This window comes from Spiroplasma endosymbiont of Seladonia tumulorum (assembly GCF_964020235.1).
GTDB lineage: Bacteria > Bacillota_I > Bacilli_A > Mycoplasmatales > Mycoplasmataceae > Spiroplasma.
Map to the genome: position 1 here is coordinate 886,940 of NZ_OZ026545.1, position 12,467 is coordinate 899,406.

A 12,467-nucleotide genomic window follows, 5' to 3' on the forward strand; every position below is an offset into this window, starting at 1 on the left:
TCAATTAAAAGTGGATTTAATCCAGCAATAAATTTAAACTGTAAAGTTCCTTTAAAAATAGCTTGTACTAAGCTAAATATTTGTTTAAATTTAACATATCCCACTAAATCAATATTATTAAAAATTACTACAATATTTTCTTTGATGTCATAAGCACGTAAAATTTCTTCAAATTCTCTTCTAATATACTCTAATGGATCATCAAATTCTAACTCATTAAAAATTACAATTGAATTAGAATCATTAACTTGTTCTAATGATTCACTTTGTTTTAAAGTTCGTGCAAATAATTTAACACGATCTCATAAAACTTTTTTATCCTCTAAACTAACTTTTGGTAGTCCCTTAATATTTTTTTAAGTAAAAAAATGGTGAAGCATATAATTCAATACGTAATAAATCAATATTAACAAGCGGCATTGAAAAAAAAGAAGTAGCAATTTCAGACATTGAATCACAATTTTCTTTATCCATAACTGTTAAGAAAAATTGCATTTCGTTATTTTTTTCTTTAAAAATTTTCATTAAATCACGAATAATTTCAAAACTTGATAATGTAATTCCATCAATCTTAAGTTCATCAGTTTTAATATTATGATTACTATTCTTTAAAAAGTCTCCTGTCAGTTCCCCATCTTCATTGTTACCTTGTAATAAATTTATATTTCGGCCATTACTTTTCATATTTATTGTATTTGTTTCATCAGTATTTAATTTCATATTTTTCATTCTTTTGAATGGATTGATGTACATCGCGTAGTTCTCCTGCTTCGTTTATTTATAGTGTAAATTGTAAATGCAAATGTAGCACTTTATTGAAAAAGAATAAAGTGCTTTTTATTTTGTAAAAAATACTTATATTTATTGGATTAATCGTTAGATAGTATCTTTTACACTTAATAAAATATGTTTTTTCAGAAAAATCCATCCTTTCTTTTCTTAAAAAATTTTGAATAATTGTTTTATTTAGTTGTTAGTTAATTGTTAAATATAATTACTAAAAAATATATTTAATAAACAAAGAATTAAAAAAGATAATGAGATAAAAAAAGATACTATCTAACGATTAATCCAAAATTCAATCTTTAAAACTTAATATTTTTTGATGCTTAAAGATGGATAACTCATCTATGGCGCGAAGCCTTAAAGAAAGTGTGAAAGCGATTGGATTTACTACTCCTATTTATTTCTTTAATTCTCGGCAAGATTAATCACTTGCGAAATGTCAGAGCATGTGTTTTTTGGCTTGTTTTCATAAAAAGTGCTGTTAAACCGAAAAAAAACAATATCGGACACTAAAAAAACAAGAGGGTTGGAACTCCAAAAGGTTATTTTCTTTATATAAAGTTGTGTAGGGATGGATGAAGCGTAATTAATAACTGGGTAAACTGTTTTTTTATTTCCGTATGGGGGTAAACTCTATCAAAATATCCTATCCGCCCCCGCTCACCTTCAAAGTGGAGCGGGCGGCGAAGTAATTAAATATTAAAATAAATTATTTACTAAATATCAAAATATTAACCAATAGAGGAATATTATGTTTTTTTTACAGAAAGGAAAATATTTGATGAAAAAATGAAATAAAAAAATTAAAAATAAATTACAAGAATTAATGATACGAGCTTATCTGGTAACAGTAAATGATATTAATGATGAAATTTGAGCAACAAATAAAAAGAATTAAGGAGTATAGATAAATGACAGAATATAAAAGTAAATATATTAATAAAACTTGAAATGAAATAACAACATCATTTGATTGAGTTAATTGTCAACCTATTAATTGTCGTATTTCACATCATAAAAAGCATTATGATTTGCAATGTTTAGAATGAGCCAAAATGTACTTAAATTTATTTAAAAACAAGTGAGATGTTATTGTTTCATATATGCAATATTATAAAATTAACGATATTTTAGATTTAGCATCCGATGGATGAAAAATATTACAAATTGAAAAAAAATAAAACAAATAAATTAAAATATATTATTGCAATTGACCCTGCTGGAATTGGACAAACTGGTATTATTATTTATAATGTTTTGCAAAAGAAAATAATTAATAATATTACTTTTAATTCCAAAAATAAAGAAGAAGCAATAAATAATATGTATTTAATATTAAATGAGTTTAAAAATAAAATTTGTTCTTATTTAAATAAAGTTATTGTAATAATTGAAGATTATCAACTTCATAAGGGTTTAAAAATAAAAAATCCATTATCTACTCCTAAATTTATTGGTGGTTTAAAAGTTTTATGCAAATATCTATTTAATTTAAAATATATTTTACAATCACCAGTCATTAAGAAAAATTATATTTATAAAGGAAATATTAAAATGTCAGAGCACGAACACGATGTTTGAAAACATTTACAGTATTTTTAGCAAAAGGAGTTGAAAAAAATGGCACAAACAAAAAGTAATTTACCTAAAAAATCAATAACTAATAAACCTAAAATAAAAAAAGTTAATAAGTTAGAATTAACTGTTAGATTACATGAAAATCCGATTAAAACTAAGATTAAGGCACTGGTTGCTGGTGGTGTTGAAGTTGATGCTTGTTCGGCTAAATGTCAGTGAGAAGGATTAAATTACTCAACATTATCAATATATAACCCATCTATTTTAACTGAGTTTTTGAAATTAAAAAAAGATGATGAGATAAAAATTAAAGGCTCAGTATTTAATCAGTTAAATATAAAAACTAAACGCTATTTTTTATCTTTTAGAGTAGACAGTTTTGAAATTATACAAAAAGCGATTAGAAAAAGAACAAATACAAATATTAAAAAATAGGAGGAAAAACAATGGCATTAAAAAATGTAAAATATGTTCTTATTAATGAAAATAGTGAACCTATTAAAAATGAAGATGGTAGTTTAGATATTAAAACTGCTGAAATTATTTTAGAAAATACTGCTGAAGTTGAAGAATTTAATGCAATTAATTTAGAAAATAGTAATCAGCAAATCAACGAACTACAAACAAAAAATACTGAATTAACTTCACAAATTGAACAACAAACAATTCAATTAAAACAAATTGAAGTAATTGACTTTATTAATTCTTTAACTGATAATGAAGAATTTAAAAATGTTTTATTAAAGTCTTATGATATTACTGATGATATTGAAATCATTAAAACACAATTGCAAAGTGTTTATGATGAATTAATTAAGGTACAAACAGTTAATACTGGTGGCGTACCAAAAGTAGAAAACAAAGAAAACAATATTTTAGATACAGACAATGTATTTAATAAATAGAAAGAAGGAAGTAAATTATGGCACAAAACCCACAAAGAATTTTCGGAGATATTGCTAATCAAGCAACAAAACGAGATCGAGAAACATTTGAACAATGATATTTACAAACTTATCAACAAAAATTTAGTTGAGAAGCATTATTTGCATGAAAAGATGCAAGTAAATTTAGTTTAGCATATAAAAGAAAGAAAAATATTAAATATAATGAAGGTTCTGGTAAAGATGGGAAAGTATTTGATACTGATGATAAATTATTAAATTATTCAGAAGTAGAATTTGATGATGGAATTGTTGAATTAGATACAATTTTAACTTTTGCTCGTAAATTAGACCCTGTAGAAAGTGATTTTAACCCTAATCTTTGGGCTGCTGATATTGAACAAGCAATGGATACTGAGGTTGTTTATAAACGTAATAAAATTTTAGAAATTATTAATAAAGGAGTAGTTACAACCATTCAAGGCCAAAAAGCAGATGATACTAATGCTTTACAAATTCACGATGAAATTATGGATAAAATATATGAAAATGGATTTACCCCATCAGAAACAGTTGTCTTGGGTTCGGCTGATTTTATTCGTGGAATTCGTAATAAATTACAGTTACAACTTGGAGCAAATGACCAAATAAACAATGTAATTGAAACAAGCGGAGCAATGAAAACTGTTGAAGGAACAACATACTATATGGTTCCTAAAAAATTACCAATTATTAATAAAGATGGTTCAGAAGGAACAATTACTCTATTACCAGATGGTGTTAATGCAATTGCCTTTAAATTTAGTAAAAAATATGACCCTCTTATCTTACGCAAAAAAGACCATACTCCATTAAGAGTTGGTGCAGCTGCATTGGGTACTGGTATGGGTAATACTTTGATTATGGAAAGAGTTTTATATTTAGGTGGGGCAGTAGTTGAACCTAAGGGAATTATTAAACATATTGTTTCAAAAATTGATATTAGTAAAATTAATAAAATAGATAAACCAAATATTCATGTTACAGACCCAACAAAAGCAACAGCCGAACAGTTAAAATCACAATTTAAAGATGTTGTTTTAAAAGCAGTAAAAGCAGTAAATAGTTCTTTAACTGAAAGTGATTTTGATTACTTTATTGAAAGTAAAGGTGAAGACTGACCAATTAATATTACAAATGATAAAACTGTTGAAGTTCAAATTGAAGGTAAAAACAACGCTACTGGTCAAACAAATCCGATTGATGTTAAAATTAAAAATTCTTAATAGTACTAAAAAATAGTACTTTTTCGTTTGATAGATATGCCAATTAGAACATCTAAAACAGCTCTTATTTATGCTGTTAAAAAAATCCAACTAGATTGTCAATCCAACAACAAGAAAAAAATTTTGGTTTACAGTTATTAGAATTTTTAGGAATTCAAGTTTTAGCACTTGGTTTATCAGTTTTAACTGGTGGTATTGCTTCGGCTGTTGGACTTGGTGCGGGATTATTTAATTTTGCCGCAGCATTTATCTCATTTGGAGTAGAAACAGCAACCGATTTTGCCGTAAATCAAATATACGATAAATTAACATCAGAAGTGACAGTAAAAAGTACTGCCTTAAATTTGCTACCAGCAATTGGTGGTATTGAAAAATTAACGCGTGCTGCTCGAACAACTAAAATTTTAAAATTAGCGAAAGAAACTAAACTACTTGAAAAATTAGGTGTAATAACTGCTAATAATTTAGAAGATGTTGTAAGACAAGTTACAGGTAAAAAGATTTTATCTGATAAATTAATATTTGATTTTACAAAACAAGCTAATAATGAAACTTTATTATATACATTTGGTAAATTGGCCCGAAATGATTTTTATAAAGGTTTTAAAGTTTCTAATTTAGAAACAATTAATAATTTATTAAAAATTGAGAAAAATATTCAAAAAATAAGCCCTACATTAGTTCAAAAAATACCGCGCGTAAATGAAAAAAATGCTAATAAATTGTTATATGAATATGGATTAAATATTGATAAAATAAGCAAAATTAATACTAATGAGTGATATAACATTATGACTAATCTTCATAAAAAAGGTGTTGGTAAAAATCTACTATTAAATGCTAATTTAATGCGGAGCAGTAAAATATATAATAATAAATTATTAAATATTTTTTACCAAACACCAATTAAATTAAATAAAATTTTAAATCATTTAAACCCAAATTTTTATATTCAAAAAGTAACTAAAAAATTATTAGTCCCAATTGAAAAACAAATAATTACAATTAAACAAAAAGTAATTAATAAAATTACTGATAAAACTAAAAAAATATTCTCTAAATTTGAAACTAAAGCTATTAAAAAAGGCCAATTATTACCCTTTGCTTATGGTTCTGATGTTTTTTTAGCAGTAAAAATTGTTCCATTATCAGTTGCGGGAGAAGTTGCTTTAACAATATATTATAAAAATCCTAAATATGTCCCTATTGTCGTTATGACAACTTTAATCAAAGCAGAACAGTTTGTTTTGGCTCCTGAACCGTTTAAATTCTATATGAACAGTGAGTGGTTTATTGGTTGGGGATTTAAAAAAACAAGTTTGTTTAATTTAGTTTCTTTTGCCCCACTTGTTTATCAGCAAGTAGTAAAAGATAGTTTTAAAATATATCGGACAATTGCTAAGATATTAAAAATGCAAGAACAATTTAAAAATAACTTTAATAAATATAAATTGTTAAATACGCTAGAAGATAGTGCGGTTACTAGTTTGTTAGGTAATGGACTAGTATTTCAAGCATATAAACAACTCAGAACAAAACAAGATTTAAACAAAACAATTAAAACAAAAACATTACTAAATAGTAAAAAATTTATATTAAAGAAAATATATTTTAAAAAAAGTAAATGATAAGGAGATGATTAAATGTTAAATGAATTATGACAAAATGTTACTTTGGAAAATTATAATAATTTTATTCCAATGACAGGTAAAATTACACAAGTTCCAGTTCGTTATAATAAGTTCTTTAAAGGTGATGTAGAATTATGATTTAAAACATTTGCTTTAAGAGCCCAAAATATGATTAATTCTTACTTAAACTATCCATTTTCAAAACTAAAGTTTGAAACATTTAAAGATCCATTATTAAAGAAAATTTGTATTAATATGGTGTTTATTACCATTGAGCATTGAACATTTAACCGCATTCCAATTGAATTTTTTACTTCGGCAAATATGAGTGTTGGTGATATTAATTATTCATCGCAAAATGACCCTATGATTACTTAACAAGGTCTATTGCCTACCTATGCAAAATCATTGGCTAATTTAACAACTTTAAAGAAAATGTTTCGTACTTTTCAAGAAGAAGGTATTGATTTAACAATGATTGATTTAGAAGCATATTATACTCAATTAGAAGTTGATGCTTTATTAGATAAACTTGTTATAGAAAAAATTAAAGATGAAAAACTTGCAAAAATAAAAGAAGAAATTTTAGATGAATTAAAAAAATCAATTGTTATACCAAAAGTTCCAGATTGAGAAATTGTTGATACTAGTGATTTTAAAGTTGGACAAAAAGGATATACTATTCCTAATTTTGATAAAGAAAATTATATTTATAGAATTTGAGCCTCAGGAAAAAATATCAAAGGAGATTTAAAAAGTCAAGGGATGTTGCAAACAAGGCATAGTTTTAGACAAACAATAGGTGTTATATATGATCAAATAGGTGTTAATAGTGCATGTTTAGCATTATCTATTAATCCTGATGGATTGATTAATATTGGAGTTAATGGTCCAGCAACATTTAGACCTTTGGGATTTGTGTTTATTGAAAGAAAAAAGGTAAATTAGAAAGGAGATGTTATTATGTCAAAAGTAAATATTAAAGATGTAATTATGTTTTTGAAAATCTTTGGAGTTTCATCATTGTTTTTTATCGCAGGAATTATTATTTGTTTTATAGGAGAAAAAACATTAGGTATTTCTTGACCGGCATATGTTATTGTTTCAGCAATGCTTATCGGAGCTGGAATTATAGTTTTGATTATTGAAACAATTAGATTTATCAAAACACATAACAAAAAACAAAAAGAAGATAGTATTGAAGATGTTATTAAAAAAGAAGAAACAAAATAAAGGGGAAGTTATAAATGGGATTGTTACCAGCAAAAAAGAAAATAAAAAAAGATTATGATATTGATAGTTATTATCTTAATTTAGCATCAACTATTACTAATCGTAAAAATGTTACTGTTCAAAAACATAATGAGATTTTAAAAAAAAGAATTTGTGAAGATAATGCTAATTTTTTAAATCCACGAGATTTAGAAATTAGCATTTATAATCCACTTACTAATCAACAATTAGATACTAAATTAATTAATAACTTTTTAAAGATGCAAGACTTTACTAATAAAAATTGATATAACGAATATAAAATTAATAAGAATGGTAGGGGTGCATACTTTATTTTTGTTAATAATTCAAAACTTAATTTTATTACTATTAATTTTTACAATGACCAATATGATGAATTAGGTAATTTAGTATCTTGTACTTTTGATTATGACTCTTATATTAAAAATGACCAGAGTATTTTTATTACTGAAAAATTAGAGATTGATGCTGTAACTAAACAAGTTAAAGTTATTAGAAAGTTAAAAACACGATTATATAGTACTATTACCGACTTATATATTGATGATGCTAAATGAAATAACTATACAACTTTACAAAGAGAAGAAATATTACCACTTAATTTTATTTTAATTCAAATTATTCCTAATAACCCTAATTTTGAGCCTTCTGCTCGTTATGGTAAACAATTTGCTAGTATTTTAGATATTATTGCTGAAAAGATAATGTTAGATCCATTATTAAATAGTGGTAAATTTACTATTAATACTAACGGCGTGACTGGTGTAGTTGACCAAGAAATTAGTAAAATGCTAGCTTCATTTATTGAAAATGACTTGTTATTAGTTGAAGGAGACCCTGATAGTAATTTTCAACCAGTAGATTATATTGCGGGTAATTTTAAAGGTGAACAATTAACCAAAATATATGATTGATTATTAACTAATTACTATAAAATAAATCGCCATCATGTTCCCGCAATCGCCAAGGGAGCCCAACAAACACAAGCAGAAGTTGCGGGAGTAAATATTCAAACAAACGCATCATATGAACAAATGATATATATTAGAGAAATTAAATTAACTGAATTCATTATTAAGTTAATTAAATATGATAATGCGATTTTAAACAGTAGAACATTCAATATTAAAAATATTGATGAGTTAATTGTTGATGTTCGCTTACCAGTAAATGCTACTTTAAACAGACAATTAAAAAACAACGAAACTATTATCAATATGCCTAATGAAGAAGGAGAACAAGAATAATGTTAAAACCATCTGAAAAAATGTTAGCACAATTAGCGGAAAATGATGAACCAATTGACTATTCAATCGATAGTATTCCGTTAGATTTTGCTGCTCAATCGCAGTACAGCAACCCTGACTTAGAACAATTATTTACTGAAGACCGTGCAAGAACCTTATATATTTATAAAATTAATAATATTGTTAAGACAAAGCAAAAACCAATCTTAAATTACTCTCAAAATAGCGTTAAAATAGGTTTTATTGACAAAGATGAATATATTAAAATAACTGGTTATGAAATTAGTGATTTTAACTTTAAATTACAAATTCAACAAAATACCACAGTCCAAGATAATAGCACAAGTTATGTTATGATTGATGAAAAAGATATTTTAATTAATGATATTTCAAAACAAGACAAAGAATTTTTAGAATCCTATGACTTAAAAATAGTATCTATTAATGAGCCAATTAGTGAAGATAACAAAAATGAATGTTATATCATTGAAGAATACAAAGGCCCTTATTCACCCGATGGTGTTAATATTATTAAATCTATGCATTTAGTTAAAATAACTGATTTTAAATGAAAAAACCAAAATAGTATTCATTTAGTATTACAAAAATCATTACCCGAAGACACAGTATTTACTGGGATTGAAATTAAATACCCTAAATCAATGTTATTTGGAAATATTAAGTGTTGAGGCAATGTTAATGGTGTTTATTCTTATCCATCATCAATAGTTGAAAACGCTAGTTTAGTACCTTTACTATCAATGCCAATTGAAACAAACCCTAATGTAAGAATATTTTAGTATTGATTTACTGAAAGTTTTTTACCATGAAGTATAGCCAAAAACTATATTCAAGGAAAAGATATTTTAGATTTGGTAAATAAAAATGGTTTAGAAAAAGTTTTATTAAATTATTTAACATATCGTTATAATTATGACCGTAAATTTCAAGGAGCAAAATACGATGAAAAAGGTAATCCTACCAATAAAGCGGCTGAACTGCGCCAAAAATTTGAAGGACAAGAACCAGAAGATGTAATTGATGGTTTATTTGAAAATTGAAAATTAGATAATTCCACATTTCTTAATGAAAATGTTGTCAAAAGATTTAAACAAATTATTTATATGTTATCAAATTATACATATAGCAAGTATGCAATTAATAAAGGCTATAATGATGATATTAAATTAATTGCTCCTTATTATTTTAAACTAATTTCAAAACCAAATAGATTAGAAGAAGGATATTTTTATTTTTCAGATTGTCAAGTACAAATATATTCATTATATTTTGATTTTATTGGTTCTAATCCACCAATTACAGTAAATTATTGAAAAGAAATTAAAGCACAAGAAAAACCATTTAATCAAGTGGATAATAAATGATATTTTGCTATATGGAAACCTAATAATTCTATTTATTGAAAAATATCAAAATTTAAACACGATACAAATAAAGGAAAAAAAATGAGGATTGAGATCCATTAAAACCATATTATATTGATCTCTTTTTATGGGTTTTTGAAACAAAAGAACAAGATTTATTAATAGATGATCAATCAGAAGGTAAAATAGAACGAATTTTTTGAAATGAAGATAAGGGACGAAATTTTAAAGCAGTTTATCGTTGAAATGGTGGTGGTGAACCTCTTAAACCTTTAATTGATTCAAGTACTGGAAAAATTATTGATTGAAATTTAAAACAACAAATAAATGTTAATAATAACAAAGATAATGAAATTAAAGTAAGTGTTAAAAACAAAGATATTTCAGAAAATCCTATTTATCGATTAGAAGCAAATTTTTTTAATTGATTATCCGTAACAAATGAATTAGAAACAAATAACATTCCTTCTCTTATTCCATCAGAAATTAAATTATCTGATGGTGAATATGGGAAATATTTAACTAATTTAATTGTTTCTAATGACAAAATAGAAAACTATTTAAATTATTTTTCTGAATGATATAAATTACTTTATTCTAAAATAGATTGAATTAGTACAATCGAAGATTTAATTGATTATAGTATTAAAATAACTTTTGATAAAAAACTATTTAATTTAAATCAAATTGAAATATCAGGTATATGAGGTTATGGTAATTATGAAATTACAATTTTTACTGAAAAAGAACAAATTAATATTAATAATTTACAACTATTTAATAAAAATAATGAAAAATTATCATTAATTATATTAGAAATATAAAAAGTCATTTATTAAAATGACTTTTTATTATTCATTAACTTTTACATTACCGGTTTTATCAATAATTAAATTAGGTACATTAGTATCTTCTAAATTTCAACGATAAACTGCTTTAAAATTTCGTCCCTTATCTTCATTTCAAAAAATTCGTTCTATTTTACCTTCTGATTGATCATCTATTAATAAATCTTGTTCTTTTGTTTCAAAAACCCATAAAAAGAGATCAATATAATATGGTTTTAATGGATCTCAATCCTCATTTTTTTTCCTTTATTTGTATCGTGTTTAAATTTTGATATTTTTCAATAAATAGAATTATTAGGTTTCCATATAGCAAAATATCATTTATTATCCACTTGATTAAATGGTTTTTCTTGATATGCTATTCATTCTAAAATACCATTTTTTGTTTTTATATTATTTTTTTCTTTTAGTTTATTTAATTGTTCCTCGATATATTGTGGTGTATTACAGGCAACTAAACTGGCTGTACTTGTTCCTATTAAAGTGATTGTTCCCAAAAGACTTAATATTTTTTTCATATTTTAATTATATTATACTATAGCCTATAGCTGCCATTAATTCTGGTTCTGTTATTTCTCAAATTGATGAAAAAATACTAATAGCTTTTTCACAAAATAATTGAAAAACATCTTCATGTATTAATACGCTACCGTTTTCTATTTGATTAAATAAAATATTAAAAATTTGTTCCCCCGTCATTGAAATTTCTGTAGTTTGATCTAGAATAAATTCACCTTCACTGTCTCTTCATGGATCTCTAACATAATAAGTATCTTCAAGTATATTTTCTTTATTTGGCTTGATTCCAACAATTAATGCAGAATGAGAAGCGTTATTAAATATTTGGCCATAATATTCTAAATCAAAAAAACCACCAAAAATAACAGGGACTTGTCTAGAAAGAGATTCCCATATTAAATGTCTTATCCACATTCTTTTTTCTATATCATTTAATCTATTTCAAAATAATCGAGTTAAATCAATTTCCTTTAAATTATATCCCAAACTTTCCTTAATTATCGGATTTGTGTTAAATAATTCAATTACATCTGATAACGAAACACCTTCATCATTTATGCTGTCTGAAAAAAAACTTGTAATTTCTTCTTGTTCCATTTCTTTAAGATCTTTATTATTAAGAATATTATTATCAAATATATTTTTTAAAATTGCAATAACACATCATAAATTAGCTATTTGAAATTGCATTGGTTTTTTCATGCTAGTTTTTCTTAAATCAATTAACACATCTTCTAATATTGGATATGTTATTTCTTGTCTTTTAACTCTATTTAAATTTTTTAAATTATTTGTTTGTTGATAATTAATATCAATATTTTTAATATTTTTTTTGATAGGGACTAGCGGCAATTGTTGTTGGTACAGCGCTTCCGCTAATTGTTAATACACTTAATAAACTTAAAAGTTTTTTCATTTTGTATAATTTCCTTTCTTTAATCTTGAAACTTTTTTCCAAGATCTATTGACATTATATATACAAGCGCTTTTAAATCTATTTTAGAAAGGAGATGAATTATAATGGTTATTATTTTGATTATATTGTACTAAATCTGGGCTCGCGGGATTTT

16 protein-coding genes are annotated in these 12,467 nt (G+C 24.9%); 12 read left to right on the forward strand and 4 right to left on the reverse strand.

All coding sequences use genetic code 4. The features are described from left to right. Positions 1 to 345: 345 nt before the first annotated feature. Complete coding sequence (locus AACL22_RS05650; RefSeq protein WP_338990288.1) at positions 346 to 753, reverse strand: hypothetical protein; 408 nt, start codon at positions 751 to 753, stop codon at positions 346 to 348. 944 nt (positions 754 to 1,697) lie between these two features. Between AACL22_RS05650 and AACL22_RS05655 the strand changes: the two genes are divergently transcribed. The 12 genes from AACL22_RS05655 (at position 1,698) to AACL22_RS05710 (ending at position 10,132) form a co-directional block, all read left to right on the forward strand. Next, the gene (locus AACL22_RS05655) at positions 1,698 to 1,967 is read left to right on the forward strand and encodes a hypothetical protein (RefSeq protein ID WP_338990290.1); all 270 of its coding nucleotides are present in this window, start codon (positions 1,698 to 1,700) and stop codon (positions 1,965 to 1,967) included. Next, positions 1,954 to 2,388 (forward strand): hypothetical protein, encoded by a 435-nt coding sequence (locus tag AACL22_RS05660; RefSeq protein ID WP_338990291.1) that lies wholly within the window; start codon positions 1,954 to 1,956, stop codon positions 2,386 to 2,388. The genes AACL22_RS05655 and AACL22_RS05660 overlap by 14 nt, the downstream gene beginning before the upstream one ends. Positions 2,389 to 2,406: 18 nt before the next feature. Beyond that, a complete protein-coding gene (locus AACL22_RS05665) occupies positions 2,407 to 2,799 on the forward strand; it encodes a hypothetical protein (RefSeq protein WP_338990292.1) in 393 nt (130 codons plus the stop codon). Between the two features lie 11 nt (positions 2,800 to 2,810). Then, a complete protein-coding gene (locus tag AACL22_RS05670; protein WP_338990294.1) occupies positions 2,811 to 3,269 on the forward strand; it encodes a hypothetical protein in 459 nt (152 codons plus the stop codon). Between the two features lie 17 nt (positions 3,270 to 3,286). Further along, positions 3,287 to 4,513 carry a hypothetical protein gene (locus AACL22_RS05675; protein ID WP_338990296.1) on the forward strand — a complete coding sequence of 409 codons (1,227 nt, stop codon included), beginning with the start codon at positions 3,287 to 3,289 and terminating at the stop codon, positions 4,511 to 4,513. Between the two features lie 95 nt (positions 4,514 to 4,608). Next, positions 4,609 to 6,144 carry a hypothetical protein gene (locus AACL22_RS05680; RefSeq protein WP_338990298.1) on the forward strand — a complete coding sequence of 512 codons (1,536 nt, stop codon included), beginning with the start codon at positions 4,609 to 4,611 and terminating at the stop codon, positions 6,142 to 6,144. 12 nt (positions 6,145 to 6,156) lie between these two features. Continuing rightward, positions 6,157 to 6,522 carry a hypothetical protein gene (locus tag AACL22_RS05685; protein WP_338989011.1) on the forward strand — a complete coding sequence of 122 codons (366 nt, stop codon included), beginning with the start codon at positions 6,157 to 6,159 and terminating at the stop codon, positions 6,520 to 6,522. 9 nt (positions 6,523 to 6,531) lie between these two features. Then, a complete protein-coding gene (locus AACL22_RS05690) occupies positions 6,532 to 7,092 on the forward strand; it encodes a hypothetical protein (protein WP_338988787.1) in 561 nt (186 codons plus the stop codon). 15 nt (positions 7,093 to 7,107) lie between these two features. After that, entirely contained in the window at positions 7,108 to 7,377 is a 270-nt protein-coding gene (locus AACL22_RS05695) for a hypothetical protein (protein WP_338988785.1), read from the forward strand. Between the two features lie 14 nt (positions 7,378 to 7,391). Continuing rightward, a complete protein-coding gene (locus tag AACL22_RS05700; protein ID WP_338990300.1) occupies positions 7,392 to 8,645 on the forward strand; it encodes a hypothetical protein in 1,254 nt (417 codons plus the stop codon). Then, entirely contained in the window at positions 8,645 to 9,445 is an 801-nt protein-coding gene (locus tag AACL22_RS05705; RefSeq protein ID WP_338990302.1) for a hypothetical protein, read from the forward strand. Before AACL22_RS05700 ends, AACL22_RS05705 begins: the two co-directional genes overlap by 1 nt. A 72-nt stretch (positions 9,446 to 9,517) precedes the next feature. Beyond that, the gene (locus AACL22_RS05710; protein ID WP_338990305.1) at positions 9,518 to 10,132 is read left to right on the forward strand and encodes a hypothetical protein; all 615 of its coding nucleotides are present in this window, start codon (positions 9,518 to 9,520) and stop codon (positions 10,130 to 10,132) included. 295 nt (positions 10,133 to 10,427) lie between these two features. Here the strand turns inward: AACL22_RS05710 and AACL22_RS05715 are convergent, their stop codons facing one another. The 3 genes from AACL22_RS05715 to AACL22_RS05725 all read right to left on the reverse strand — a co-directional run bounded on the left by AACL22_RS05715 (position 10,428) and on the right by AACL22_RS05725 (position 12,249). Continuing rightward, positions 10,428 to 10,577, reverse strand: coding sequence for a hypothetical protein (locus AACL22_RS05715; RefSeq protein ID WP_338989769.1), 150 nt, complete (start codon positions 10,575 to 10,577; stop codon positions 10,428 to 10,430). Positions 10,578 to 11,093: 516 nt separating this feature from the next. Then, positions 11,094 to 11,396 carry a lipoprotein gene (locus tag AACL22_RS05720; RefSeq protein ID WP_338990307.1) on the reverse strand — a complete coding sequence of 101 codons (303 nt, stop codon included), beginning with the start codon at positions 11,394 to 11,396 and terminating at the stop codon, positions 11,094 to 11,096. 7 nt (positions 11,397 to 11,403) lie between these two features. After that, the gene (locus AACL22_RS05725) at positions 11,404 to 12,249 is read right to left on the reverse strand and encodes a hypothetical protein (protein ID WP_338990309.1); all 846 of its coding nucleotides are present in this window, start codon (positions 12,247 to 12,249) and stop codon (positions 11,404 to 11,406) included. Between the last annotated feature and the right edge of the window lie 218 nt (positions 12,250 to 12,467).